This window comes from bacterium (assembly GCA_035281585.1).
In the GTDB taxonomy this organism is placed as follows: domain Bacteria; phylum UBA10199; class UBA10199; order DSSB01; family DSSB01; genus DATEDP01.
In genome coordinates, this window is the sequence record DATEDP010000139.1 from 1 (window position 1) to 26,166 (window position 26,166).

26 protein-coding genes and 1 tRNA gene are annotated in these 26,166 nt (G+C 61.5%); 7 read left to right on the top strand and 20 right to left on the bottom strand.

Annotated elements, in window-relative coordinates; genetic code table 11:
- Positions 1-726 precede the first annotated feature (726 nt).
- Positions 727-1,893 (top strand): thioredoxin domain-containing protein, encoded by a 1,167-nt coding sequence (locus VJR29_12700; GenBank protein HKY64267.1) that lies wholly within the window; start codon positions 727-729, stop codon positions 1,891-1,893.
- A gap of 68 nt (positions 1,894-1,961) precedes the next feature.
- Here the strand turns inward: VJR29_12700 and VJR29_12705 are convergent, their stop codons facing one another.
- Positions 1,962-3,737: an adenosylcobalamin-dependent ribonucleoside-diphosphate reductase gene (locus tag VJR29_12705; protein HKY64268.1), complete on the bottom strand. Its 1,776-nt coding sequence runs from the start codon at positions 3,735-3,737 to the stop codon at positions 1,962-1,964.
- 338 nt (positions 3,738-4,075) lie between these two features.
- Positions 4,076-4,147, bottom strand: a tRNA-Gly gene (locus tag VJR29_12710).
- 70 nt (positions 4,148-4,217) lie between these two features.
- Here VJR29_12710 and VJR29_12715 point away from each other — a divergent pair.
- Positions 4,218-5,387 carry an NAD(P)/FAD-dependent oxidoreductase gene (locus tag VJR29_12715; protein ID HKY64269.1) on the top strand — a complete coding sequence of 390 codons (1,170 nt, stop codon included), beginning with the start codon at positions 4,218-4,220 and terminating at the stop codon, positions 5,385-5,387.
- On the opposite strand, the gene VJR29_12720 is transcribed toward VJR29_12715, so the two are convergent.
- Positions 5,335-5,724: a GIY-YIG nuclease family protein gene (locus VJR29_12720; GenBank protein ID HKY64270.1), complete on the bottom strand. Its 390-nt coding sequence runs from the start codon at positions 5,722-5,724 to the stop codon at positions 5,335-5,337. The two genes, VJR29_12715 and VJR29_12720, sit on opposite strands and share 53 nt — an antisense overlap.
- Between VJR29_12720 and VJR29_12725 the strand changes: the two genes are divergently transcribed.
- Positions 5,714-6,121, top strand: coding sequence for a YkvA family protein (locus tag VJR29_12725; GenBank protein HKY64271.1), 408 nt, complete (start codon positions 5,714-5,716; stop codon positions 6,119-6,121). The genes VJR29_12720 and VJR29_12725 overlap by 11 nt on opposite strands.
- Here the strand turns inward: VJR29_12725 and VJR29_12730 are convergent.
- Positions 6,075-6,956: an alpha/beta hydrolase gene (locus VJR29_12730; GenBank protein HKY64272.1), complete on the bottom strand. Its 882-nt coding sequence runs from the start codon at positions 6,954-6,956 to the stop codon at positions 6,075-6,077. The two genes, VJR29_12725 and VJR29_12730, sit on opposite strands and share 47 nt — an antisense overlap.
- Between VJR29_12730 and VJR29_12735 the strand changes: the two genes are divergently transcribed.
- From VJR29_12735 to VJR29_12745, 3 genes are read left to right on the top strand one after another with little or no spacing between them, the layout of a single operon-like run.
- Positions 6,955-7,689, top strand: a complete 735-nt coding sequence (locus tag VJR29_12735; protein HKY64273.1) for a hypothetical protein — start codon at positions 6,955-6,957, stop codon at positions 7,687-7,689. The two genes, VJR29_12730 and VJR29_12735, sit on opposite strands and share 2 nt — an antisense overlap.
- Complete coding sequence (locus VJR29_12740; GenBank protein ID HKY64274.1) at positions 7,686-9,221, top strand: NCS2 family permease; 1,536 nt, start codon at positions 7,686-7,688, stop codon at positions 9,219-9,221. Before VJR29_12735 ends, VJR29_12740 begins: the two co-directional genes overlap by 4 nt.
- Positions 9,218-10,126 carry an alpha/beta fold hydrolase gene (locus tag VJR29_12745; protein ID HKY64275.1) on the top strand — a complete coding sequence of 303 codons (909 nt, stop codon included), beginning with the start codon at positions 9,218-9,220 and terminating at the stop codon, positions 10,124-10,126. The genes VJR29_12740 and VJR29_12745 overlap by 4 nt, the downstream gene beginning before the upstream one ends.
- Here VJR29_12745 and VJR29_12750 read toward each other — a convergent pair.
- The 6 genes from VJR29_12750 to pgsA all read right to left on the bottom strand — a co-directional run bounded on the left by VJR29_12750 (position 10,110) and on the right by pgsA (position 14,584).
- Positions 10,110-10,313: a dodecin family protein gene (locus VJR29_12750; protein HKY64276.1), complete on the bottom strand. Its 204-nt coding sequence runs from the start codon at positions 10,311-10,313 to the stop codon at positions 10,110-10,112. The two genes, VJR29_12745 and VJR29_12750, sit on opposite strands and share 17 nt — an antisense overlap.
- 60 nt (positions 10,314-10,373) lie before the next feature.
- Complete coding sequence (locus VJR29_12755) at positions 10,374-11,039, bottom strand: VTT domain-containing protein (protein HKY64277.1); 666 nt, start codon at positions 11,037-11,039, stop codon at positions 10,374-10,376.
- A 131-nt stretch (positions 11,040-11,170) separates the two neighbouring features.
- Positions 11,171-12,979 (bottom strand): translational GTPase TypA, encoded by a 1,809-nt coding sequence (gene typA, locus VJR29_12760; protein ID HKY64278.1) that lies wholly within the window; start codon positions 12,977-12,979, stop codon positions 11,171-11,173.
- On the bottom strand, positions 12,976-13,425 hold the full coding sequence (locus VJR29_12765; protein HKY64279.1) for an SRPBCC family protein: 450 nt from the start codon (positions 13,423-13,425) through the stop codon (positions 12,976-12,978). Before VJR29_12765 ends, typA begins: the two co-directional genes overlap by 4 nt.
- Positions 13,422-13,982 (bottom strand): thermonuclease family protein, encoded by a 561-nt coding sequence (locus VJR29_12770; protein HKY64280.1) that lies wholly within the window; start codon positions 13,980-13,982, stop codon positions 13,422-13,424. Before VJR29_12770 ends, VJR29_12765 begins: the two co-directional genes overlap by 4 nt.
- Positions 13,979-14,584, bottom strand: a complete 606-nt coding sequence (pgsA, locus tag VJR29_12775; GenBank protein ID HKY64281.1) for a CDP-diacylglycerol--glycerol-3-phosphate 3-phosphatidyltransferase — start codon at positions 14,582-14,584, stop codon at positions 13,979-13,981. The genes VJR29_12770 and pgsA overlap by 4 nt, the downstream gene beginning before the upstream one ends.
- A gap of 99 nt (positions 14,585-14,683) precedes the next feature.
- Between pgsA and nadB the strand changes: the two genes are divergently transcribed.
- Positions 14,684-16,273 carry an L-aspartate oxidase gene (nadB, locus tag VJR29_12780; protein ID HKY64282.1) on the top strand — a complete coding sequence of 530 codons (1,590 nt, stop codon included), beginning with the start codon at positions 14,684-14,686 and terminating at the stop codon, positions 16,271-16,273.
- 78 nt (positions 16,274-16,351) lie between these two features.
- On the opposite strand, the gene VJR29_12785 is transcribed toward nadB, so the two are convergent.
- The 10 genes from VJR29_12785 to VJR29_12830 form a co-directional block, all read right to left on the bottom strand.
- On the bottom strand, positions 16,352-16,936 hold the full coding sequence (locus VJR29_12785) for a hypothetical protein (GenBank protein ID HKY64283.1): 585 nt from the start codon (positions 16,934-16,936) through the stop codon (positions 16,352-16,354).
- A gap of 188 nt (positions 16,937-17,124) precedes the next feature.
- Positions 17,125-17,679, bottom strand: coding sequence for an orotate phosphoribosyltransferase (pyrE, locus tag VJR29_12790; GenBank protein HKY64284.1), 555 nt, complete (start codon positions 17,677-17,679; stop codon positions 17,125-17,127).
- On the bottom strand, positions 17,676-18,515 hold the full coding sequence (locus VJR29_12795; GenBank protein HKY64285.1) for a lysophospholipase: 840 nt from the start codon (positions 18,513-18,515) through the stop codon (positions 17,676-17,678). Before VJR29_12795 ends, pyrE begins: the two co-directional genes overlap by 4 nt.
- The gene (locus tag VJR29_12800; protein HKY64286.1) at positions 18,512-19,261 is read right to left on the bottom strand and encodes a hypothetical protein; all 750 of its coding nucleotides are present in this window, start codon (positions 19,259-19,261) and stop codon (positions 18,512-18,514) included. Before VJR29_12800 ends, VJR29_12795 begins: the two co-directional genes overlap by 4 nt.
- 128 nt (positions 19,262-19,389) lie before the next feature.
- Positions 19,390-21,282 carry a BatD family protein gene (locus VJR29_12805; GenBank protein ID HKY64287.1) on the bottom strand — a complete coding sequence of 631 codons (1,893 nt, stop codon included), beginning with the start codon at positions 21,280-21,282 and terminating at the stop codon, positions 19,390-19,392.
- A 2-nt stretch (positions 21,283-21,284) separates the two neighbouring features.
- Positions 21,285-22,544, bottom strand: a complete 1,260-nt coding sequence (locus VJR29_12810; protein ID HKY64288.1) for a tetratricopeptide repeat protein — start codon at positions 22,542-22,544, stop codon at positions 21,285-21,287.
- A gap of 77 nt (positions 22,545-22,621) precedes the next feature.
- Positions 22,622-23,671 (bottom strand): VWA domain-containing protein, encoded by a 1,050-nt coding sequence (locus VJR29_12815; GenBank protein ID HKY64289.1) that lies wholly within the window; start codon positions 23,669-23,671, stop codon positions 22,622-22,624.
- The gene (locus VJR29_12820; GenBank protein ID HKY64290.1) at positions 23,671-24,666 is read right to left on the bottom strand and encodes a VWA domain-containing protein; all 996 of its coding nucleotides are present in this window, start codon (positions 24,664-24,666) and stop codon (positions 23,671-23,673) included. Before VJR29_12820 ends, VJR29_12815 begins: the two co-directional genes overlap by 1 nt.
- Positions 24,666-25,247 carry a hypothetical protein gene (locus tag VJR29_12825; GenBank protein ID HKY64291.1) on the bottom strand — a complete coding sequence of 194 codons (582 nt, stop codon included), beginning with the start codon at positions 25,245-25,247 and terminating at the stop codon, positions 24,666-24,668. Before VJR29_12825 ends, VJR29_12820 begins: the two co-directional genes overlap by 1 nt.
- On the bottom strand, positions 25,248-26,123 hold the full coding sequence (locus tag VJR29_12830; GenBank protein HKY64292.1) for a DUF58 domain-containing protein: 876 nt from the start codon (positions 26,121-26,123) through the stop codon (positions 25,248-25,250). It abuts the gene before it with no gap.
- Positions 26,124-26,166: the final 43 nt, after the last annotated feature.

A 26,166-nucleotide genomic window follows, 5' to 3' on the forward strand; every position in this document is an offset into this window, starting at 1 on the left:
TAGGACAGCGAGCGAAGCCAGAGATAGTGCTTGGGCTCGGAAGCCGTGACTTCGTCGAGAAAATCCAACCAATGCTGCTGTGCTGAGCGGCTCATACCTTAACCCGTTTCTTGAACACACCCGCCTAGAATCGTTCGGAAAAACCAGCCTTTGCCTTATTGCGTCATAATTGTCAACAGGGAGAGTTTGTGGGGCTGCCGGCTTAGGTGCTTTTACCCGGCCGGGGGTTGGGGGAGGTGTCCCCTCTCAAAATTCTGCCCGGTCGGGCTACTCAGTCCGAGAAATCCGCTTCGCAATAAAACTTAGGGTCTTCCTTCGTCAGCCCCTAAGTTTTTTGCTCCGACGGATTTCTCGGCCTTCGTACGCCCTCCCTCTTGCAGAGATAGTTTGAGAGGGGACACCTCCCCCAACCCCCGACCTACCGTCAAAGAAGAAGCTTCGGCCCAAAACCATTTCGCGTCTCTGCCCAAGGTAGGTCGGGGAGTCCGGGGACTCCTCCGAACGGCTTTTGGGCCGTCGATCACCTTAAAGCATCCAATAGATATCGATGGACCAAGCTTTCCCCGGCCCGGCTTGAGGGCCGGGGAAAAAAGTGAGGAGGATGTCCCCGGGCTCCCCGACCGGGCTGAAACACCAGACATGGCGCCAGCAGCAACTCGAGAATTGCGAAGTAAAATCAGCTAAATTTGGTTGTCTGGACCAAGCAAAGCGGATAGGACCCACCCCATGCCTCAGCAGATTCGCAAGGGATTTTGGCTACTGGCGCTCCTCGCCACCCTGGTGGGAATCGGCGCCGCCGCTTACCTGACCTATCAGCACTTCCTCCACCTTTCGGCCTCGATGACCGGAAAGTCGCTGTGCAACCTCAGCCCTTACCTGAATTGCGATTCAGTCCTCGCCAGCAAATACGCCAGCCTCGGCACCCTGCCCTTGGCCGGCCTCGGGCTGCTCTTCTATATTTACGTCTTCGGCGCCCTGCTCTATTCGCGGATGGCCCCCGAAAACTTCTCCGAGATCCTCGCCCTTCCGACCCTGCTGGCCCTGGCCACGATTTTTTTAAGCCTTTTCCTGGCCTACGTTAGTTTTTTCGAGCTGCAAGCTCTGTGCATCTTTTGCTTCACGCTCTACGTCGTGAACCTGATCTTGGCTTTAGCGCTGTGGGCCCTGATGGGCCGAGGAGGACCGGTGGAAATTTTTCGCAAAATCCCTTGGGGCAAGGCCCTGCTCTATTTCGGCATCGTCTTCGCGATCGGTGGCGTCATCCTGCACACCAACCACAAGCAGATGGCCAAGGAGCTTTCCAAAGGCGAAGTTCAGGAATATCTCAATCAGTTCATGGCCCAGAAGCCGGTCGCGATCGACGTCAGCGGCAAGCCCTTCTGGGGCAATGCCGACGCCAAGGTCGTCATCGCCGAGTTCAGCGACATGGAATGCCCTTATTGCAAGGTGGCGGCCTTCAACCTGAAGCCTTTGCTCGGCGATTACCGCGACAAGGTGAAGCTGGTGTTCATGAACTACCCCTTGGACAAGGCCTGCAATCCTTCCATGCAGCGCGACCTTCACCAGCAAGCTTGCAATGCCGCTTACGCCGCCCATTGCGCCGGCGTGCAGGGGAAATTTTGGGAGTACCACGACGCCGCCTTCGATCGGCAGCCCAAGTTTTCCGATGAGTCGCTGCTGGCCATCGGCCGCAAGGTCAAGCTCGACATGAAAGCCTTCGAGGCCTGCCTCGGCGCCGACTCCACCAAGCAGGCGGTGGCCGCCGACGTCGCTCTGGGCAACCAAATCGGGGTCAGCGGAACCCCGGCGGTCTACATCAATGGGCGCTCGCTGCCCAACTGGATCAATCGCCAGATCCTCCAAGGCGCGGTCGAGCGCAGCTTGGCCCCGTAGGGGTGGGCCTTGCGCCCACCCTGTCTACCCATCAATGTCCATGTACCGGGCGACCGCAAGGGTCGCCCCTACTGATATGAAATGCAGATTCCGCAGTCCTCGGTTTCGTCGATGACCGCCCGGGCCTTCTTTTTCTTGGGCGGCGCCTTTCCGACCTTGAGGACTTGATCGCTCTGGCTGCCGTAGCGGTAGACCGTGATGCCCTTGCACTTCTGCTCATAGGCCGCCATGTAGATTTGATAGACATCCTCCCAGGTGGCATCCTCGGGCAGGTTGACCGTTTTGCTGACCGCGTTGTCGGTGTACTTCTGGAAGACCGCCTGCATCTTGATGTGGTCGATCGGCTTCAAATCCATCGAGGTCTTGAAGACTTCCTGAATTTTTTTCGGAACCTGGCCGAGCCCCTGGACGCTGCCGGTTTCGGCGATCTCGGCGAAGAGCTCGGGCGTGGCCAAGCCCTCGGCCCTCATCTTGGCCTGGAAGACCGGCAGCACCTCCATCAGCTCCTCGCCGCCCAAGGCGCTGCGGTAATAGCTGAGCGCGAAGGCCGGCTCGATCCCGCCGGTGGTGCCGGCGAGCAGGCTCAGGGTGCCGCTAGGCGCGATGGTCGTCAGGGTGGCGTTGCGTTGCGGCGCCATCCGGGCCTTGTCCAAGGCCGAGCCCTTGAAGCTGGGGAAGGCTCCCCGCTGCTTGGCCAAGGAAACCGAGGCCTGGCGACAACGCTTCAGGAAGAGCTTCATCATCGTGGTCGCCAGGGTTCGGGCCTTGGCCGAGTCGTAGGGGATGTCCATCTTCATCAACATTTCGGCGAAGCCCATCACGCCGAGGCCGATCTTGCGGTTGGCCATGGTCAGCTTTTGGATCTCCGGCAGCGGGTAATGGTTGACGTCGATGACGTTGTCGAGAAATCGGACCGCCAGGTCGATGAGAATCTCGAATCGCTCCTCGTCGAACTCGCCTTGATGGACCAGGGCCGAGAGGTTGATCGAGCCGAGGTTGCAACTTTCGTAAGGCAAAAGCGGTTGCTCGCCGCAAGGGTTGGTGGCTTCGATCTGGCCGAGCTGGGGCGTCGGGTTGTGCCGGTTGATCTCGTCCAGGAACAGCAGGCCCGGGTCGCCGACCGCCCAGGCCGACTTGCAGATGGCCTCGAAGACCTCCCGGGCCGGCGTGAAGCGGACGATCTTGCCGTTGCGCGGATTGACCAGCGGATAGGTCGTTCCTTTCTTCAGGCAGCGCATGAAGTGGCTGGTCACGCCGACCGAAAGGTTGAAATGGCTCAAGCCCCCCTGGTCCTTGGCCCGGATGAAATCAAGGACGTCGGGATGGTCGACCCGCAAAACAGCCATGTTGGCGCCGCGGCGGGGCGGCGCGCCCTTGGCCACCTCGGTGGCGTTGTCGAAGAGCTTGATGAAGGAGACCGGGCCGCTGGCTTGGCCGCCGGTCGAGCTGACCGGGTCGTTTTTGGGCCGGATCGCGGAGAAGCTGAAGCCGGTGCCGGCTCCGCCGCGGTGGAGCAAGGACATTTGCTGGACCGCCTTGGTGATCCCCTCGATGCTGTCGGGCACCGGAAGGACGAAACAGGCCGAAAGCTGGCCCTGCTCCCGGCCGGCGTTCATCAGGGTCGGCGAGTTCGGCAGGAACTCGAGGTGGCTCATCATCCGGTAATATTCGTTTTCGTAATAATCGACCTCGTCGAGCGAGCTGAAGGCCGCCTCGGCCTGGGCTACCGCATGGGCGACTCGACGGAACAGGTCCTTGGGGCTCTCCACCACCCGCGCGAGGCTATCCCTCCGCAAATAGCGGGCCTCAAGGATCTTTACAGCTGTGGGCGAAAGACTCCTCATCGACCTCACTCCTCGGAGAAATTCTAGTCGAAAAATGCAAGAGACAGGCTAAAAAAATGTCGATTTTTTTGACGCGGTGTGAAGGGTGGGGTTTTGTTGATCTTTCACCCTCTCCCCTTGCGGGAGAGGGCCGGGGAGAGGGGGCGTGGCATTAAGTGAATGCTGCTTATGCCATGCCCCCTCTCCCGGTTTCGCTTTGCGAAACCACAGCAAGCTTGGAAAGGCTTAACATTACCAAAAAGTTTGCCCGGCGACATTAAGTCGCCGGTTTGCCTTTTTGGTCCCCCGCAAGGGGGGAGGGAAAATAAAAAAGGCAGCCTCTTCAGCTGCCTTTCCTGAGCGGGAGACGGGGCTCGAACCCGCGACGTCAACCTTGGCAAGGTTGCACTCTACCACTGAGTTACTCCCGCATTGCGGGGGACCTCATAGCCAGCCGGCTAAGAATTGTCAATCCTTCGTGATTTGGTCTAGAAAGGCGCCATGTCGCGCTACGATGTGGTCATCCTGGGCGGCGGCGCCGCCGGCCTTTTTTGCGCCGTCCAAGCCGGCAAGCGCGGCCGGCGAGTCCTGGTGCTGGAGCGAGCCGAGCGGCTGGGCAAGAAAATCCTCATCTCCGGCGGCGGCCGTTGCAATTTCACCAATGTCCAAAGCCGGCCCGAGAATTTTTCCTCGGCCAATCCTCATTTTTGCAAGTCGGCCCTCGCCCGCTTTTCGCCGGCCGACTTCGTCGAGCTGGTCGAACGCCACCGCATCGAATATTACGAGAAGAAGCTGGGCCAGCTCTTCTGCAAGCATTCGGCGAAGGAGATCGTCGCCATGTTGGCCCGGGAATGCTCGGCCGCCGGCGTCGAGATCCGCTTGCGGCAGGAGCTGCTCTCGGTCGAAAAGAACGGGCTTTTCCGGCTCGAGACCGCCGCCGGGCCGATCGAAGCCGAGAGCTTCGTCGTCGCCACCGGCGGCCTCTCCTACCCCAATCTCGGCGCCACCCCTTTCGGCTACGAGCTGGCCAAGCGCTTCGGCCACGGGGTCCATTCCTGCCGGCCGGCCCTGGTGCCCTTCCTGGTCGACGGCGAGGATCGAGTTTGGACCGAGCTGAGCGGCGTCTCAACCGAGATCGTGGTGTCGGCGAAGGCCAAGAGCTTTCGCGAAAGCCTGCTCTTCACCCACCGCGGCCTGAGTGGGCCGGCGATTTTGCAAATTTCCTCCTATTGGAAAAGCGGTGAAGCGATCGCGATCGACCTGCTGCCGGAAGAGGAGGCCGGGTTTCTGCTGCGGCTGAAGAAGGCCGGGGAAAAGGCCGAGCTGAAAAATCTGCTGGCTCGGCACTTGCCCCAGCGGCTGGCCGAAACCTGGTGCGCCCGCCACGCGCCGTCAAGACCTCTCCAAGATTGCCCCGATCGCGACTTGAGCCGGGCCGGCGAGCTTTTGAAGCGCTGGGAGCTCAAGCCCTCCGGCACCGAAGGTTACGACACGGCCGAGGTCACCGCCGGCGGCGTCGACACCGCCGAGCTTTCTTCCAAGACGATGGAGTCGAATCGGGTTCCCGGCCTCTATTTCATCGGCGAGGTCCTCGACGTCACCGGCGAGCTCGGCGGCTTCAATTTTCAATGGGCTTGGGCTTCGGGCTTCGTCGCCGGGCAGGTTGTGTAGGGGCGGGCCTTGCGCCCGCCCCAGGCGCGGTGCCGAGGGCGACCGCAAGGGTCGCCCCTACGATGGGGGCAGCGCTTAACTTGATAAATTTCATTTTATCATCCCGGTCCCAGGACTTGATCTCAGCCTCGCGCTTCGAGGCCAGCGAGCGATCGGGTTGAGGCTCGCTGTAGACCAGGTTCACCGGCAAACGGCTCCGGGTGTAGCGCGAGGCCAAGCCGCGGTTATGCCGCTCCAGCCGGCGCTCCAGGCAGTTGGTGATGCCGGTGTAAAGGCTGCCGTCGTTGCAGCGCAGGATATAGACAAACCAGGTGCTTTGCTCCATCATGTCGGCCATGAATCTGCCCAATGTGAAGGACCTGCAACGCCGCGCGTTACGCTTGGTCCAAGATCCCGAAACCCTGCGCAAGGTCGTCGACGAAGCCGACGCCAAGGCCGAAGCCCATCGTTCGCGAATCGGCGCTTTTTGGTCCGAGCTCAAGACCCTGCTCCGGCTGGTCCGGGCTTGGCTCGGCGGCCGCTATCGCCAAGTTCCCTGGAAAACGCTGCTGGCGGCGGTCGGGGCGCTGCTCTATTTCCTCAACCCCCTCGACCTGATCGCCGACTTCCTCTACGTCTTCGGTTTCCTCGACGATGCCCTAGTCGTCGGCTTGGTGCTCTCCTCGATCCGCTCCGATCTGGAAAAGTTCACGGCCTGGGAACAGAGCGGAGAAATTCCAGCAAGTGCCGATTGAAAAGCTCCGGATTCTCCAAATTGCTCAAGTGAGCCGCCTCCGGGATGATTTCGAGCCGCGACCCCGGAATACGCCGGTGCATCGACTGGGCCGACGAGACCGGCGTGACCCCATCCTTTTCTCCGACCAAGATTAAAACCGGCAGCTTCAGCCTGTCCAAGGCCGAAGTCGTGTCGCTGCGCGCCGCCAAGGCGATCAGAGTCCCGGCGATCCCCAGCGGCGAGGTGCGGGCGATGAGCTTGCGGATCAAGCTCACGGCTTGCGGCTTGGATTCCAAGGATTTGGGCGAGAAACCCGCCGGCAGCAGGACGTCGGCGAAAGCCAGCGACCCGATGGCTTTGACTTGCTTGACTTGGGCCGCCCGGCGCAGGCGGGTCGGATCGCTGTCGGTTTCGCTCCGGGTGTCGGCCAGGACCGCGGCCAGGAATCGATCGCCGTTCCGCTCCAGGGCCCGGAGCGCGATGTAGCCGCCCATCGATAGGCCGATCAGCACCGCCTTTGGGATTTTCCAATGGTCCATCAAGGCCAGCAGATCGTCGACGTGACCTTCGATGGTGTATTGGCCGTCGCCGGGCTCGTTGGCGCCCAAGCCTCGCAGGTCGTAAGCGTAGGCCCGATACTCCGGCGGCAGAGCCTCGAGCTGCGGAGTCCACATCTCGGAGCTGAAGGGAAAACCATGCAGAAAGATCAGCGGCAGACCGGTTTCTTGGCCATGGCTTCGATAGTGAAAGCTGTAATCGTCGAGGACGGCTTGCATCCGCGAAGAATAATGGACTTTTCGCCAAAATCCATTATTTTCCGGCATATTCTCGGCACCCCCCAAGGAGGCTTTCATGATCCGGATTCGACTCACTGTCGCCTTAACCGCCGCCGGCCTGGCCCTAGGCCTTTCCTCGGCTCTGGCCCTCGAAATGATGACCTACAGTTATATGGACAAGAACCGCGACGGCAAGGTCACCATGAAGGAGTGGACCAGCAGCAGCACCTCCTTCAAGGCTCGCGACTACAACAACGACGGGGTCCTGACCGGCGACGAGCTCCGGGTCACCTATAAGGGCAAGAAGGAAAACCTCAGCTTTCAAGAGACCCTCAACATGCGTTTCGAGGAGCTCGACGTCAACAACGACAACATCATCTCGACTTGGGAATGGCCCTCCCAGCGCCGGTACTTCGACCAGCTCGACGACAACGGCGACCGCACCTTGACCCGGGTCGAGTTCCGCGACCGCAAGGACGAGACCCTCGACGCCTTCTCGACCCTGGACAAGAATCGCAACGGGGTCTTGAGCAAGAAAGAATCCCAGCTGAGCGACAATGCCTTCAACCAACTCGACACCAACCGCGACGGCCAGCTCACCCGAAACGAATACTACGACAAGGTCGCCTCGGTCCCGCCTCCGACCAACAATTTCGACGCCCTCGACCGGAACAAGGACGGCATCCTCTCGCCTTTCGAATGGCAGGGCAGCAAATCCGACTTCGACGCCGCCGACACCGATAACAACCGGGTCATCACCGTCATCGAATTCAACAACCGCTCGCGAGCCAGTCGGCCGGGAATGAAGTGAGACCCAGGCTCTTCGTCGGAGGCGACCTCGACGGCTTCTTCGGGCTCTTCGTCGACAACCTGCTTCAGCTCATGCTGATCGACGTGCTCTGTCGCGGGGTCTGCGGCCTGCCCGACGAGCTCGTGGTCGGGCGGATCCTGCCCGGGGCCGCGATCTCGATCCTGCTCGGCAACCTGTTTTATTCTTGGCAGGCTTGGAAGCTGGCCAAGGCCAGCGGCCGCTCCGACGTGACGGCCCTGCCTTACGGCATCAATACGCCGAGCTTGGTCGCCTTCATCTTCCTCATCATGGGGCCGGTCTACCAAGAGACCAAGGACCCGGTCCTGGTCTGGAAAGTCGGCCTCTTCGCCTGCCTGCTCAGCGGCATCCTCGAAACCGTCGGCGCCTTCGCCGGCGACTGGCTGCGGCGGCATACCCCGCGGGCGGCCCTGCTCTCCTCCTTGGCCGGAGTCGCCATCACTTTCATCGCCTTGGGCTTTATCTTTCAGATCTTCGCCTCGCCGGCCATCGCGATCCTGCCGATGATGCTGATCCTGGCGGCTTATGCCGGCCGGCTCAAGCTGCCCGGCGGCATTCCCGGCGGCTTCGCCGCGGTTCTCTTAGGCACGGCCTTGGCTTGGTTGCTCCGGTCTCTCGGTTTCGAGCTCTTCACGCCCTCGGCGGCGCCCTTCGAGCTGGGCTTTCATCCGCCCCGCCCGGCGCTGGTCGAGCTTTGGGATTTTTTGGAAAGCCCCTGGATTTGGCGCCATCTCGCGGTCATTTTTCCAATGGCCTTGTTCAACCTGATCGGTTCGCTGCAAAACCTCGAAAGCGCCGAGGCCGCCGGCGACCGCTACGAGACCAAGCCGGCATTGCTGGCCAACGGCCTCTGCAGCGTCCTGGCCGCGGCCTTGGGCAGCGCCTTCCCCACCACCATCTATATCGGCCATCCCGGCTGGAAGGCGATGGGCGCCCGCATCGGCTATTCGATCCTCAATGGCGGGGTGATCACCCTGCTTTGCCTCTTCGGCGGCGTCTCCTTGGTGCTGCGTTTCGTTCCCTTGGAAGTGACGCTGGGCATCCTGCTCTGGATCGGCATCGTGATGAGCGCCCAGGCTTTCCAGGAAGTGCCGAAAGCCCATGCCCTGGCGGTGGCCGCCGGCTTGATCCCGGCCTTCGCGGCTTGGACCTTGATGGTCGTCGAGACCAGCTTGCAGAAGGCCGGCTCGACCCTCTTTACGGTGGCGCCGAAATTCGGCAATGCCCTCTTCATCGATGGCGTGATCGCCTTGAACCAGGGCTTTCTGATCACCTCGATGGTGCTGGCCTCGATCGTCGTCTTCTTGATCGAGCGCGAATTCCTGAAGGCCGCGCTTTGGTCGCTGGCCGCGGCCCTGCTTTCGGCCTTCGGGCTGACCCATGCCTATCGCTTGAGCGAGACCGGAGTGCAGAACGACTTCGGCTGGCTCCAGGCCCCGGGCTTCGTCTTCGGCTACCTGGCCAGCGGCCTCTTGTTCTTGGCTTTGGCTTGGTGGAGCCGCGACCAGGCATGAAACAGGAATCTCTTTTCATTCCCATCAACAACAGCGATGAGCTGCATCTGCGGCGGATTTATCGCGATCCCGAGGGCGAGCCGATTTTCCTGCTTCACGGCTCGATCGAGAACGGCCGGATCTTCTATTCCGAGTCGGGCAAGGGCTTGGGCCCCTACTTGGCCCAGGCCGGCTTCGACGTCTACGTCGGCGATTTGCGGGGTCGAGGGCTTTCCCGGCCGCCGATCGGCCGCCATTCGCGCTACGGCCAGACCGAGGCCATCCTTGAGGACCTGCCGGCCTTTTTGAGCGAGATCCGTCGGCGCCGCGGCCGGCCGCCGCGCCATTGGGTCGCCCACAGCTGGGGTGGCGTTTTGCTGATGGCCCTTTACGCCCGCTCACCCGAATGGCGGGCCGGTTTGGAGTCGGTCCTCTGTTTCGGCACCAAGCGCCGGATCGCGGTCTTCAATCGCGAGAAATTCCTCAAAATCGATCTATTCTGGAATTTGGCGGCTCCCCTCTTGGCCCGGATCTACGGATATCTGCCGATGGTCGAGTGGAAAATGGGCAGCGACAATGAAACCGCCTCCTCCTTGAGGCAGAACCGGGCCTGGGTGAAGGCCGGATCGCCCTGGGTCGATCCGCAAGACGGCTTCGATTACGGCGAAGCCCTACGATCCGCGCCGCCGCCGCCGACCTTTCACTTCGCGGCGATCAAAGACGCCTATCTCGGCCATCCCGAGGACGTCCAAGACTTCATCCGCGAGACCAAGCCTCGGGGGCTGAAATATCATTTGCTGAGCCGGGAGAACGGACAAAGGCACGACTACGGCCACATCGACATGCTGACTCATCCCGATGCGCCGCAAGACCACTTCCCGATGGCCCTCGATTGGCTGAAGGGCGGTTTTACTCGTCGAGGATGAAAGTGATCTGACACTCCACCCGATATTCGGTGATGCGGTCGTTCTCGATCTTGGCTTTTTGCTCGACGACTTCCAAGCCGGTCATGCCGCGCAGGGTTTTGGAAGCGCGGGAAACCGCGATATTGACGGCGTCATGGAAGCTTTCGGCGGAAGATGCCACGACCTGGGTTTTTCGGGCGACGGCCATAAAGACTCCTTTCTCGTCATGCAGGTTGTCGAGGCGATTATAGGAGCCTGGGCCCGATTCTCAAAGCGCCGAATGTGTTTTCGGTGCCTTCGAAAGGAAGCGTTTCAGGATGCCGATGACCATGGGCAGGATGGAGATGAAAATCACCACCAAGATAATAAGGTGCAATTTTTCGCCCAAAGGACTCCGGCCCAGGAAATATCCCAGCAAGGTCATGGAAAAGACCCAGCCGATGCCGCCGAAGACGTTGAAGGCGACAAAGCGCCGGTAGGACATGTCGGCCACTCCGGCGATGAAGGGAACGAAGGTGCGCAGGATCGGGACGAAGCGGGCCAGGATGATGGCCTTGCCGCCGTGCTTCTCGTAGAAGGCATGGGCCTCGAGGGCGTATTTCTTCTTGAAAAAGCGGTTGTCCGGTTTGTTGAAGATCTTGGGCCCGGTCTTGCGGCCCAGCCAAAACCCGACCTGGTCGCCGATCACCGCCGCCGCCATCAGGGCCAAGTTGACCGTCCAGATGTTCAGGATCGGCTCGCCGCCGCTCAGCGAGCGCGAGCAGAGCACCCCGGCCGTCACCAGGAGGGAGTCGCCGGGCAGGAAGAAACCGGCCAGCAGCCCGGTCTCGGCGAAGACGATGAAGACCAAGAGCAAAAGCCCGCCGGAGCGAATGAGGGCTTCAATGCCCTCGGGGCTGTGCAGGTTGCTGAGGAATTGAAATACGAAATCCATTCTCGCCTCTCTTCCCCCCTTTGAAAAAGGGGGGCCAGGGGGGATTTAAGAAATGCGGCAAAAGCCAGGGTCTCTTCTAGGCACAAGTGGCGCTTTAAATCCCCCAACCCCCCTTTTTCAAAGGGGGGTAATTATTTTCTCTGGTTGGCCGGCAGGACCGTCTTGCGCAGCCGGATCGACTTGGGGGTCACTTCGACCAGCTCATCGTCCTTGATGAATTCAATGGCCCTTTCCAGGGTCATGGGCAGGACCGGAGTCAGGACGACGTTCTCGTCCTTTCCGGCGGCCCGCATATTGGTCAGCTTCTTCTCCTTGCAGGGATTGACGTTGAGGTCATTGTCCCGGTTGTGCTCGCCGATGATCATGCCCTCATAGACCGGCACGCCCGAGGGAATGAAGAGGACGCCCCGGGGCTCGAGGTGGAACAAGGCGTAGGGGACGCTCTCGCCCATCCGGTCGCAGACCAGCGATCCGCTGACCCGGCTCTTGATCTCGCCGCGCAGCGGCTCGTAGCCGCTCAAGTAGGAGTTCATCAGGCCCACGCCCTTGGTGTCGGTCAGAAATTCGCTGCGGTAACCGATCAGGCCCCGCGAAGGGATGGAGAACTCCAGCCGGATCCGGCCGGTGCCGTGGTTGACCATGTTGATCATGCGGCCCTGGCGCAGCGAGAGCTTCTCGGTGATCACGCCCATGAAGTCCTCGGGGATGTCGACGAAGAGATGCTCGATCGGCTCGAGTTGCTGGTCATTCTCTTGCTTGAAGATGATCTGGGGCCGGCCCACCGCCAGCTCGAAGCCCTCGCGGCGCATCGTTTCGATCAGGATCGCCATCTGGAACTCGCCCCGGCCCTTGACCAGGAAGCTGTCGGGCGTCTCGCCGTCTTCCACCCGCAAGGCCACGTTGTGCATCGTCTCCTTCTGGAGGCGGTCGAGGATGCGGCGGGATTGAACGTACTTCCCTTCGCGGCCCGAAAAAGGCGAGTTGTTGACCATGAACTTCATGGCCACCGTCGGCTCGTCGACGACCAGCCGTTTGAGGGCCTTGGGAGCCTCGGCGGTGCAGATGGTGTCGCCGATGGCGACCTCCTCGATGCCCGAGAGGATGACGATGTCGCCGGGCTCCACCGACTCGACGTCCTTGAACTTGAGGCCTTCATAGGTCTGGAGGTGCGAGACCTTGAGCGCCTCGGGCGAGCCGTCGGCGCCGATGCAGACCAGGGCGTCGTTCTTCCGGGCCTTCCCCTGGAAGACCCGGCCGATGGCCAAGCGCCCGAGGTAATCGGAATAACCCAAGTTGGTGACCAGCATCTGGAAGGGCTCGCTGGCCTCGTAGGCCGGGGCCGGGACCTCGCTGAGGATCGTATCGAAGAGCGGCTGGAGGTCCTTGCCCTTCTCGTCGAGCTTTTGCTGGGCGACGCCTTCCCGGCCGATGGCGTAGAGGACCGGAAATTCGATCTGGTTCTCGTCGGCGTCGAGGTCGATGAAGAGGTCGTAGATTTCGTTGAGGACCTCCTGGGGCCGGGCATCCTTGCGGTCGATCTTGTTGACGATGACGATGATCTTGAGGTGGGACTCCAAGGCTTTCTTGAGGACGAAACGGGTCTGGGGCAGCGGGCCTTCCGAAGCGTCGACCAGCAGGATGGCGCCGTCGACCATTTTGAGGCCCCGCTCGACCTCGCCGCCGAAGTCGGCGTGGCCCGGGGTGTCGATGATGTTGATCTTCACTCCCTTGTAGGTGGCCGCGCAGTTTTTCGAGGCGATGGTGATCCCCCGCTCCCGTTCCAGTTCCATGTTGTCCATCATCCGGTCGGCGGTTTCCTTGTTGCTGCGGAAAGTCCCTCCCTGCTTGAGCATGAAGTCGACCAAGGTCGTTTTGCCGTGGTCGACGTGGGCGATGATGGCCACGTTGCGAATCTTTTCGTTGTGAGATTGGTTTTTCATGTGGGACGAAACAAAGTCTGGAGGGCCTGGCTGCGATAAGCGAAAACTCTCTCCAAATCGGGGCGAACCAGCAGCCGATGGACCAGGCTTCCGCCGAGCACGGCGTACTCTACCAAGTCCTCGACTTGAGTTCCCCCTTCCTTTTCGGTCAAGAGGTGTTGATGAACCCATCGGCGGTAGGGACCCTTCCTCTGCTCATCGACGAAACGAAGGGGGGGATCCCAAACCGTGATCTCGCTCTGCCAGCGAATCGGCACTCCGCGCAAGCGCAATTTATAGTCCAGGAGGGTTCCGGCGGCGATTTGCGGGGTTGAGGAGCGGAGAATCGTAAAATGGAGCCAAGGCGGAGTGATTTGCTGGAGATTCTTGGGGTCGGCGAAGAAGCTGAAGACGCGGTCGCGGGCGGCGGGAAGCCAAAGCGAGCTTTTGAGCAGGTGGGTCTTCATTCCGGACCCTGGCCCCATAAGCCCCAACCGGCGTCGCGGGCCTTTTTTTCCAGCTTGAGGAACTCCTTCTTTTCCCGGAAATCGAAATTCTTGAAGGTCGCCGCCCAGCCATAGCGGACCAGCTCCCGGTTGGCCATGTATTCCTTCTCCTCGGCCGGCAGCTTGCCGGTATAGGGCTGCCCTATCGCCGCGGCGAAGCGGTCCTCGGGCATCTTGAAGTAGACGTAGGCCAGGGTGCGGCCGTATTTGTCGCGGGTGGTTTCGTCCAATTCCAGCCGGACCAGCCGGCCCTTCAGCAGCTCCCGGGTGACCTCGTAGGATCGGGCGCCGAGCTCCTGGATCTTGGCCGCGTCCTGACGGCTACGCCGGGCGTCGCGGTAGAGCTTTTCGCTGGGGTGGAGCTCGGGAGTGTCGATGCCCAGGAGACGGACCTTTTGGCCGCCCTTCAGGCGCAGCGTGTCTCCATCGTAGATCTTCTGGACCCACTGCCAATCTTCCTTGGCCAGGAGGCCGGCCGGCGCCGCGAGCAGAAGAATCAGGAGAAAAAAGCGCTTCAACGGTATCTCGCCATGATGGCCCGGATGAATTGGACCAAGTAGTTGACGCCCGAGCCCACCGCGATGACCAGGGAGACGATGAGCAGGATCCAACCGATCTTTCCGAAATCGAAGCCGAGGAAGGGGTAATAGACCATGAGAAAAATAAGAGCCAAGGTCTGCATCACGGCCTTCTTTTTGCCCCAGTAGTCGGCCGGCATGACGATCTCTTCGGAGGCGGCCATTCCCCGGAGCGCGGTGACCGAGATTTCGCGGGCCAGGAAGACGATCGTCATCCAGGCCGGAATCCGGCCGATCGGGATCAGCATGATCATCACCGCCAGAATGAGCAGCTTGTCGGCCAGCGGGTCGAAGTACTTCCCGAAGACGCCGTTGATCTGAAACTTGCGGGCGTAATAGCCGTCGACCAGGTCGCTGACTCCGGCCAGGATGAAGACCAGGGCGGCGGCGATGCCCCAGCAGAGGTTTTCCTTGTCGGTCTTGGCCGGTGAGATCTTGGCGATCAGGAAAAGCACCACCGGGATAAGCAAAATCCGGCCCAAGGTCAGGTAGTTGGGCAGGTTGAAATACTCGCGTTTCTTGGCCGACTTATTCTGGTTCATGGGTTACGCGGCGACCATCCCTATCCCCGCCGCCGAAGTCCAGCGCCAAAAGTTTCCCCGCTTGACAAGGCCGACGGGATCGCAGCATGCAAGCCGACAATGCGCCAGCATTACGATTTCATCATCCTCGGCAGCGGGATCGCGGGCTTGAGCTGCGCCCTGCAGCTCGCCGGCCATGGCCGCGTGGCGGTCTTGACCAAGAAGGAATCGGCCGAGTCCAACACCAACTATGCCCAGGGCGGCATCGCCTCGGTCGTTTCGCCCCAGGACAAGCTCGACTCTCATATCCGCGACACTCTCGACGCCGGCGCCGGTCTCTGCCATGAAGCGGTGGTCGCCAAGGTCATCGCCGACGGGCCCCACGTCGTTCAGGAGCTGATCGAGTTCGGCGTCGAGTTCAGCCGAAGCCAGGGGGGCGATTTTGACCTCGGCCGCGAAGGCGGCCACAGTCAGCGTCGGGTCCTCCACGCCGGTGATTTCACCGGCCAGGTCATCGAGCGGGCCCTGCTCCAGTCGGTGAAGTCCCATGCCAACATCCAGATTTTCGAGCATCACTTCGCCATCGACTTGATCACCACCCGCAAGCTGGCAATCGAGGAAAAGGAGCCCAACCGTTGCCTGGGGGCCTATGTCCTCGATGTGCAGAACCGCCAGGTCCTGACCTTCACCGCCGGCGCGACGATCCTGGCCACCGGTGGCGCCGGCAAGGTCTACCTTTATACCAGCAATCCCGACATCGCGACCGGCGACGGCCTGGCCATGGCTTGGCGGGCCGGGGCCAAGGTCGCCAACCTCGAGTTCGTCCAGTTCCACCCGACTTGCCTCTATCATCCCCAGGCCAAGTCCTTCCTCATCTCCGAAGCCCTGCGCGGCGAAGGCGGCGTGCTTAAGCTGAGGAACGGCGAAACCTTCATGGAGCGCTACGATCCCCGGCGCGAGCTCGCCCCCCGCGACATCGTGGCCCGGGCCATCGACCATGAGCTGAAGAAGAGCGGCGAGGACTTTGTCCTGCTCGACATGAGCCACCTGCCGGCCGACTATTTGCGGGAGCGTTTTCCCAACATCGGCGAGTCGCTGCTCCGCTTCGGCATCGATTTCACCAAGGACCCGATTCCGGTGGTCCCGGCCGCCCATTACATGTGCGGCGGAGTTGTGGTCGACGACAAGGCCGAAACCTCGCTCCGCAACCTCTTCGCCTGCGGCGAAGTCACCTTCACCGGCCTCCATGGGGGCAACCGCCTGGCAAGCAATTCGCTGCTCGAGGCCGTGGTCTACGCCAATATCGCCGCCCGTGAGGCTCCCGAGCGCCTCGGCGGGGCGCCCTTTCCCGACGTCGAGATTCCGGGCTGGAGCAGCGGCCACGCGGCCGATTCCGACGAGGCCGTCGTCATCAAGCAGAACTGGGACGAGATCCGGGCCTTCATGTGGAACTATGTCGGCATCGTCCGGACCAACAAGCGCCTGCACCGGGCCAAAAAGCGGATCGAGCTGCTCTTGGAGGAGATCAAGGAATATTACTGGAACACCGTGGTCAGCCCCGACCTGCTCGAGCTGCGCAACATCGCCTGCGTCGCCGACCTCATCATCCAATCGGCCCTCTGGCGCAAGGAAAGCCGGGGTCTGCATTACAACCTCGATTACCCCTCGCAGTCCGAGATGTACCGCCGGGATACGATTTTGGAACCGTAGGGGCGACCCTTGCGGTCGCCCTAGGCGAGGGTATTGAAAGCGCCCCCGACCGGGCACCCGCAAGGGGTGCCCCTACCATTATTTATAAGTGAGAGTGCTGGAGCCGGCGGCGCCGTTCAAGTGTAGCTTGAAAGGGACGTCGCGGTTGCGCAGCGCCTGGGTCGGGAAGACCACGAGGTAGGCCGTGTACCACTGGTTGACGTAGTTGAAGAAGCGGATCTCGAACTCGGTGATGGTAATCTTCTCGATCCGGGTCGGCTTGAGGAATTGGCCGCCGACTTCCAAGGTGACGTCCTGCAGCGACTTCGGTGAGCCCAAATCCATCATTTCCCGCCGCCGCGCGTAGAGGGCGACGAAGAAGGAGGCATCGGAGCCGGGATCGATCCAAACGCCGGCCTTTTCCTTGGCCCGGTATTCCTGACCGTGGGGATAGACCTCATCGTACTCGCCCTTGAAAGCCCGGCGGAACTCGTCGGAAGCGTAAGTCGCGTACCAGATGATCTGGGCGTGGAGGTCCTGCAGGCTGTAATGGCTGCCGTTCTTGGTATAGCGATAGAGGGTCTTCTCGTAGTCGTCCTTCGTGGGAAAGAGCGCGTCGGGGACCGCTTGGGCGCTCAGCGGCAAAAGGCAGAAAATGGCGAGAAGAAGACGGCGCATTGCCATAGATTTAGCATCGACCGGCTTTGAGGGCAAATTGGATTATCGCTGGATGTCATCCTGAGCGTAGCGAAGGATCTACGACTGCCCAAGTCTGATGGTCCACCTTGGGTAGTCGCAGATCCTTCGTCCCCCCAGTCTCACTCGAACCTCGCGGCGTTCGACCGGGGCCCCCGCTCCTCAGGATGACTGCCCTACCCTACCAAATCCGACTTCCGGAAAAGGCTGAGGACCTTCAAGCCCTCGGCCTCCAAGGCCTCGCGCCCGCCCTCTTCCCGGTCGACGACGACCAGCACGCCGAGCGGGACCAGCCCGGCCTCGCGAACCGCCCGGTAGGCCTTGAGGATGGAGCCGCCGGTGGTGATCACGTCTTCCACCAAGACCACCCGCATTCCGGGCCGGAGGTGACCGGCGCCTTCGATCCAGCTCATGGTGCCATGGCCTTTGGGCTCCTTGCGGACGATGAAGGCCGGAATCGGAAAGCCCCGGTAATAGCTGGCCAAGCTGACCGAAGTCGCGATGGGGTCGGCGCCCAGCGTCGGTCCGCCGACGGCGCCGGCTTCCGGGAAGTGCTCTTGGATCAAGTCCATCATCCCCTTCCCGACCAAGGCGGCGCCTTCGGGATGGAGCGTGGTTTGCTTGCCGTCGAAGTAGAAATCGCTCATCCGGCCCGAGGCCAGGCGGACCTCGCGTTTTTGATAGCTGAAGAGCAGGATCAAGTCCTTCAGGCGCTGACGGTCGTATTTCACTTGAGCCTCGCGTTCAACCAGGACTCGATCTCCTCGAAGATCTCCTCGCGGTTGGTCTCGTTGAAATTTTCGTGATAGCCCGGATAGACCTTCAGGGTCTTGTCCTTGACTTGCATCTTGTCGAAGAACTCCCGGGTGCCCTCGATCGAGGTGATCTTATCGCCCTGGCCGTGGATCAGGATGCTGGGCAGCTTGATCTTGGGAGCCAGCCCCATCACCCGGTCGAGGTTGTCGAGGATCTCGGCACCGAGGCGCAGGCTGATCTTATTGCCGACCAAGGGGTCGTCGGCATAGGCCGCCACCACCTCGGCATCGCGCGAAACCCAAGTCGGATCGATCTCGTTGGCCACGGCCAATTTGGGGAGGAAGCGCGCGGCCGCCGTCCCCAAATAGCGTTTCAAGGGCGAGAGCGGAACCGCCAGCTTGAGGTTGGGTCCCGAGAGGACGACTCCCTTGGGCTCCTTGGGTTGCCGGGACAGATAGCTGACCGCGACTTGGCCGCCGAAGGAATGGGCGACGAGGAAGAGCGGAAATTTCTTTTCCTTGGCCGCCACCATTCGGACAAAGGAGTCGAGGTCCTCGACCAAATCCTGGAAGTGCTCGGCGTGACAGCGGGAGCCGGGGCTGCGGCCATGGCCCCGTTGATCCATCAGGTAGATAGCCCAGCCGCAGCGCAGGAAATATTCCCACAAAAAGCGGTAGCGCCCGGAGTGCTCGGCCAAGCCGTGCAGGACTACCAGGACGCCCTTCTTCTTTTCGGGTTGAAATTCTCGGTAATAAAGCTCGGTCCCATCCCAGCTTTCAAAGAAATGATGCCTTGCCTCGACGGCGGTCATGGAATTTCCCCTATTTGCACTCGCTCGGCCCAGCCTTCCTTGCCGGACGGACTTTTGACAAGTGCAAAATCGCCCTGGACCTTCTTCAGCCGGACCAAGCGGCCTTCCCGCAGCTCTTCCCGGACCGGGGCTTCGGCCAAAGGCTGCTCCCGGAGGGAGAGGCTGGGGGCCACGACCACCGCTTCCGCCCGGGCGAAGGGCCAGGCGCTCCGCATCAGGTACTGGAAGGAGCCGAAGAAAAGCAGGGGCAAGGCGGTGGCGGCCAGGATCAGGTAGAGCGGTTTCCGCTGGAGCCGATAAGCGGTCAGGAGGCCGAAGAACAAGAGACCGGTCACGGCGCAGAGCCAGAGGCTTTCCGAGCCATTGAGCCCCAATCGATAGAAGGGAATTTTCCGAAGCAAGGCGCGGGGCCCCTCGACCGCGGCCCGGCTGGGCTCGACCTTGGCTTCGATGAAGGCCAAATTTTCGCGAAGCGCCGGATCGCGCGGCGACCATTCCCTGGCGGCCAGGAAGTAGCGCCGGGCTTGGCCGGCCTGCCCCAGGCGCCAATAGGCGCTGGCGATGTTGTAATAGAGGTCGCCGTTGATGAAGCCGATCTGGCTGAGCTCGTTCCAGCCACGGATGGCCTCCGCGTATTTGCCGGCCTGATAGGCGGCCTGAGCCTGGTCGGCCAGCTCCTTGGGCGTGACGGCGATGGCCGGAGTTGAAAGCAGGAGCGTCGCAACAATGAGAAAAAGTTTTTTCATAGGTCTCTTTCCCTCCCCTTTATAAGGGGAGGGTTAGGGAGGGGTAGAGAGTTGGCTTGATGCAAAAAAAATTGCATAAACCAGCTCTCTACCTCCCCCTGCCCCCTCCTTACAAAGGAGGGGGAATCCTAGGCGGCCTTCTCGATCTCTCGGAGCAGGTCGACCGCCTCCTCCTTCAATTGCTTCTCGCTGGGCTTGGAGCCGGCCATTCCGCCGTAGCGCCAGAGGTCGAGCTGCTCCAGGAAATAAACGGTGCGCCGGGTGATCTCGACCGGAACCAGCCGGCTGCGCAGCAGGTCCTCGATCTCCACCGGCGTCAGGGCTTCGCCCTTCACCCCGTAGCGATCGCTGAAGTATTCCTTCATCACCCGCGAGACCGCGAAATAGTCGGCTTCGCCGGCCTTGGCTCCCTTTTGCAGGGAGGCCCGGGCTTTGCGGAAAGCCCGGCTTCGCTTGCGGTCGCCGGCATGGGCCTCCGTGCTGGCCCGGTAACGCTGCAAGGCCAGCAGGCCGAAGAAGAAGGCCGGCGCGCCGAGCAGCATGGTCCAGATGACCGCCTTCTCGTAGGAACGGAGCCGCTGGGTATAAAGGATGGCGGCCGGAGCCTTGAGCGGCCGCAGGTCGAAGGCCGGCTCGGTCCCGGCGGCGGCCTTGGCGTCGTCGAGGCCGGCGGTCACCAAAGCCTCGCTGGAGGGCGAGCCCAGGATGTGGACGCTGAGCGGAGCGGTGCTGAGCTTTTCGTAGCTCCCCTTCTCCGGATTGAAATAGCTGAATTCCTGGGCCGGGACCTGGGTGGTTCCGGGCCGTTCGGCGACCAAGGCATATTCGAAGACCTTGCGGCCCGACAGGCCCTGAATGCTACGGTCAAGCTTCACTTCCGGTTTGGAGGGATAAACCTTGAAATAATCGAGGTCTTTGAGATCCGGCAAATTGGCTTCCCGGAGATTGCCCTTGCCCGAGATCTCGATCTTCAAATTGGTCGTTTCGCCCATGCCGACCGAGTCCTTGCTGAGCGAGCTCGACATGGCGAAGCTTCCGACCAAGCCGGTGAAGTCGGCCGGCGGCGCCGGCAGGGGCTTCACCTGGACTTCGATGGGCGGCGCGGTGAAGGTCTGGGCCCGTTGCTGGGTGGCGAAGGTTTGAAAGAAAGGATCGTCGAAGGGATTTCGCCGGATCGGGACCGGCACCATGCCTCGGACTTGAGTCTCGGCCAAGCGAAGGGTTCCGTCCTTGGTCGGGAATAATGCGAAACGCCATTCGTTGACCGCGTAGCGACGGCCGCCCAGCTGGGTTTCGAACTTCCGCTCCTTGATCAATTCCTCGGAGAAGAAATCCTTGAACTCGGGCAGCGAGAGTTGGGCGTTGGAGATGCTGACCGCGGTGTAAAGTCGGAAGGTATAGAGGACCTGCTGGCCGACATAGGCTTCCTTGCGGTCGACCTCGGCGGTGACGAAGGTCGTCTCGTATTTCTTGTCCTCATAGCCCGGCGGAGCACCCGGAGGCACCGGCCCCGGCTGTTGGGGAATCCGCTGGGAGGGCATCTGGGGAAAAGGCATGGAGGGGAAAGACGGAAGACTCGGCTGAGTTTGGTAGGCCGGCGGCGCGCTCGGCGCTTGGGCCGGTCCGGTTCCATCGTCGTCGTTGACTTCGACCCGGACCGAGCCGGCGGTGTATTCTCGTCCCTCGATGTGGACCTTGATCGGCCCGATGAGGAATTTGCCGGGCCGGCGCGGCGAGAGCAAATAAAGGAAGGTCTTGCTGACGCTCATCTCGCCGTTGACGATCTCGACCGCGTTGGTTGAGGAACGGCCGATGACGTCGAAGTTGCCGAGCGGCGGAATGTCGGGGGTCGTCATGGCGCTGCCGCCCCGGATCTCGACGGTGAGCGTCAAGGTATCGCCCAGGTCGACCTCGCTTTCATCGACGTAAGCCTCGATGGTGGGCTCGGCCGCCTGGACCCGGGCGGCGCCACCCAAGGTGGCCAGGAAGATCGTCGCGGCAAGGAAGATTTTTTGAAGCATGCTCACCAATCCTGCAAGGGCTGCCGGGACCTGCCGACGGCGCCTTTGATCTGCTCTTCCCGAATCTTTTTGCTGTGGTCCTCGATCATGTCAAGCCATCGGTCGGCTTCTTTCTCGCCGGGGCTGGCCTGAGCCTTGGCCTGGCCCTGCCTTTCCTTGCCGCTGCCCTGGGGGGTCTCGCCGGCGGCCTCGAGCTGGCCTTCCATATTGGGCTTCTTTTCAGGCTGGCCCTCGCCTTCGGGACCCTGCTCGGAGCCGCTGGAACCCTTGGCCTGGTCTTTCCCCTCTTCCGGCTTTTGGCCTTCTTTTTGGTTGGAGTCCTGGCCGGCGCCGGCTTGGTCCTGTTGGCCGGGTTTTTCGCCGGCCTGCTGTTGATCTTGGGGACCTTGCCGGCCTTGTTGGCCTTCTTGCGGCTTTTCCTGGCCGGACTGGGGCTGCTCGCCTTGTTGGCCCTGTCGAGCCTGCTCCTGCTTCTCTTGTCCCTGCTGAGACGAATCTTGCGGCTGCTGACCCTCCGAGCCTTGGGGTTTTTCGCCGGTTTGCTGCTCCTGACCTTGGCCCTGTTGGTTTTGATTTTCCTTGCCCTGCTCCTGCTGGTCTTTTTGCTGATCTTGATTTTGTCCTTGGGAGCCCTGGTTTTTTTGCTCTTGCTCCTGGCCCTGGCCGCCTTGGGATTGTTGCTGCTGTTGTTGATTCTGGCTTTGCTGTTGTTGCTGTTCTTGGCCGCTTTGATTTTGCTGTTGACCCTGCTGCTGTTGGTCTTGTTGGCTTTGCTGCTGCTGCTGCTGCTGCTGCTGCTGCTGCTGCTGTTGTTGTTGTTGTTGTTGTTGTTGGAGCTGGCGCTTGACGAATTCCAAATTGAGCTGGGCCTCGGCGTCGTCTGTCTTGAGCTTGAGGGCCTGCTCGTAAGCCTTGATCGAGTCCTCCAGCTTGCCCAGGCGGTATTCCGTATTGCCGAGGTTGTATAAGGATTGTTCTTTGAGGTTGAGGTCCTCGGCTTTCTCGAAGGCCTTTTTGAAGCTTTGCTTGGCCTTATCGAATTGCTTTTGGCGGTATTGGGTGTTGCCGAGGTTGAAATAATCCTGGGCGTCGGCCTCTCGCTGGAGGTTGGCTTCGAAATCTTTCCGAGCCTGGGAATAGTCCTTGGACTCGTAGGCCTTGCGGCCGCGGTACTCCCGGTAAATCTCGCTCGGACCAGCGAAGGCAAAAGCCGAGGCAGCTAGAGAACCAAGGAGCAAAAATGTAGATAAGAGGTGTTTCATCGTTTTCTTGCCCTCTCCCCTTGTGGGAGAGGGCGCCCGAAGGGCGGGAGAGGGGGTGCTGCATTAGCAAGCATTCCCTATGCCTCCCCCCCTCTCCCGGTCGCCTTCGGCGACCACCCTCCCCCGCCAGGGGGGAGGGTTAATCTCCGCCCCTCCGCGATCATCCGCTCCAGCAGGAGTAACGCCGCCGCGATTCCCAGGGGCCAATAAAATCGGCTTTCCCAGACCTGTTTTCGGGCCGCCTTGAGCTCGCTCAGCTCCATCGCCCCCCTCACCCCTTTGACGTAAAGCTGATTCAAGTCGGCATCGCCGGTCACCGCCCGGACATAGGCCCCGCCGGTCTCGAGGGCCAAGTCCTTCAAGGCTTCTTCCTTCAGCTTGCTGACCACGGTTTCGCCCTTCTCATCCTTCTTGAAGCCGCCGCCTTCCTCCGGCACCGGCGCCCCCTCGGGCGTGCCGAAGCCGAGGACGAAGGCCTTGATCTTTTTCTCCTTGAGCAGGTCGATCATCTTGTCGAGGCGCTCGCTGTGATCCTCGCCGTCGGAGAAGATCAAGACCGCCTTGGCCGACTCCTTGTCGCCCATTGCCTTGATCGCCAGCGAAAGCGCGCTCGACAAATCGGTGCCTTGAACCGGGATGGTCGAAGGCGAGAGCTCATCGACGAACATCTCCAAGGTTCCGTAGTCGATGGTCAGCGGCGAGAGCAAAAAGCTGCGACCGGCGAAGGCGACCAGGCCGACCCGGTCGCCGGAGAGCATCTCGATCAGATCGTGAAGCTTGCGCTTGGCCCGTTCCAGCCGCGAGGGCTTCAGGTCTTGAGCCAGCATCGAGTTGGAGACGTCGATGAGGATCACCAAGTCGGCGCCCTTGATCGTGACTTCCTCCTCCCGTGTTCCCCACTGCGGTTCCATCAAGGCCAGGATGAGGAAGCCGACAGCCGCGACCTTCAGCGCGTTTTTCAGGCCGGTCCGCCAAGGCGACCGGTTGGGCATGAGGCGGGGTTTCAGCTCCGGATCGGCCAAGGCCTTCCAAGCCGCCTTGCGCTTGGCGGCCTGGTAAAGGAAAAAACCCAGCAAGATCGGGATCAGGATAAAGAAGAAAACGGCGTTGGGATGGTTGAAGCGCATTAAGCCAACCTCCGGAGCCAGGTGCTGCTGAGGAGGGCTTCCAGCAGCAGCAAGCCCAGACCCAGGCCCGCCAAATAATAATACCACTCCTCGTAGACTTCGTAGTGCTTGACCTTGGCCTTGGTCTTCTCGAGCTGGCCGATTTCCTTATAGATGGCCTCGAGCTTCTTGGTGTCGGTGGCAAAGAAGTATTTGCCGCCGGTCACCTCGGCGATATTGCGAAGCGTGTCCTCGTCCATGTCGAGGTTCACATAGATGAGGCGGTTGCCGAAGATGCCGGGCTGGGGAAAAGGCACCTTGCCCTTGGTGCCGATGCCGATCGTGTAGACCTTGACGTTGAAGGTCTTGGCGATCTCGGCGGCCTTCTCGGGTGAAATGCTGCCGGCATTGTTCCGCCCATCGGTGAGCAAGATCACGACCTTCGACTTGCCGGGCTGGTCGCGGAGCCGCTTGACCGCCAGCGCCAAGCCGTCGCCGATGGCGGTGGCGTCGCCGGCGATGCCGATGGTGACGTGATCGAGGAGCTGGATCAGCACGTCGTAATCCAGGGTCAGCGGGCATTGGGTGTAGGCCTCCTCGCCAAAGATCACCATGCCGAGGCGATCGCCCTTCTGTTGGCGCAGAAAGTCGCCCACCACCTTTTTGACCACGGTGAGCCGGTCCACCGCTTCGCCGTCGAGCTTGAAGTCCATCGCGGCCATGCTGCCCGACGCGTCGATCGAAAGCATGATGTCGATGCCCTCGCTGGTCACTTCGGTCTCGGCCCGGCCCCGCTGCGGCCGGGCCAGGGCGACCACCAGGCAAGCCAGGGCCAAGGCCAAAAGCCAGGCGTGGAATCGCATCCAAAAGGAATCGCCGGCCCGATGCAGGCCGGTCGACCGCGAGGTCAGTGGAAACCGGAACAAGGGTTGGGAGCGGCGAAACCGTTCCAGCAAGAGAATGCCGAGGGGCAAGGCCAATCCGAGCAGCACCCAGGGGTAAAGGAAGCGCAGCATCAGGCCTTCGCCTCCTCGGGCGCCGGCGCGACCTTCTCGGCCAGCACCTTGGCCCGGTGGCCGGCGACCGATTGGATCCAAGTGCGGGCCAGCTTCACGCTCTTGAGGATCTCCTCACGTGGCGGGACGAATTGGGCGAACTTGGCCATGTCGGCGAGCTCGAGCAGCCAATGGGCATCGCGGACTTGATCGTTGTCGAGCCAAGGGCTGGCCCGCAGCGCCGGCCGCAGCTCCTCGAGGGTGGCTTCGCAAGCCGGAATCTCGAGCTCGCCCTCGATGAATTCTCGAAACAGATCGGAGAGACCGAAATAAAAGCGGCGGATTTGGCCCGATTCGACCAGCCGGCTGTTGACCAGCTCCTCGAGCCTCTTGAGCGCTCTTTGCTCGGGGCTGAGCGGCGGCCCGGCTTCCTCGGCCGCCGGCCGGCGGTAGCGCCGCCATAAGGCCCGAGCCAGGAAGAAAGCCAGGATCAGCCCCAGCGAGATGGCGATGCCCCAGATCCAGCGGAGGTCCCAGGCTTGGATATCCTTCAAGTCCAGGATGTCCTGCATCTCCTCGAGCTTGGGCAGGGGCTTGGCCATCTATTGTCGCTTCTCCCGGAGCCGGAAAAATTGCAGCAAGGGATGGATGTAATCGCGGCTCTGCTCGACTTGGACCGAGTCGACGCCCAACGACTGGAAGAGCTTTTGCGGTTCGCGGAGGGTCCGCTCGGCAAGCTGGCGGTATTTTTTCTGAAAAGCCCGGCCCGAGCTGTTCACCCAACGCTCCTCCCCGCTCTCGGGGTCGCGCCAGCGCAACCAGCCGGCCGCCGGGAAATCGGCCTCGACCCGGTCGTAAAGCTGGATGCAGACCAGATCATGGCGCCGTTTGGCGATGGCCAAGGCCCGCTCGTAGTCTTGATCGAGGAAGTCGGAGATGAGGAAGGCGATGGAGCGGCGGTTCATCACCCGGATCAGGTATTCGAGCGGCACCCGGATCTGAGTCTTGGCGTGGGTCGGCTTGAAGGTCAGGATCTCTTGGATGACTCGGTAGACGTGGCCCTTTCCCTTCTTGGCCGGAATGAACTTCTCGACCCGGTCGGTGAAGAGGATCAGGCCGACCTTGTCGTTGCTCTTGATCGCGGCATAGGCCAGGACCGCCGCGACCTCGGCCGCGGTCTCGCGCTTGGAGCGCTCCCGGGTCCCGAAATCGAGCGACTCCGACATGTCGACCAGGATCATCACGGTCATCTCCCGCTCCTCGCGGTAGACCTTGACGAAGGGCCGGCCGATTCGGGCGGTGACGTTCCAGTCGATGCTTCGGATCTCGTCGCCCGGCTCGTACTCCCGCACTTCCTCGAACTCCATGCCCCGGCCGCGGAAGGCGCTCTCGTACTCGCCGGCGAAAATCTCGTTGGCCAGGTAATTGGTCTTGAGCTGAATGCGTTTTATCTTTTTTAGAATTTCCGGTGGCAGCATACTTGTAGGGGCACCCCTTGCGGGTGCCATGTCCGCGACGGTT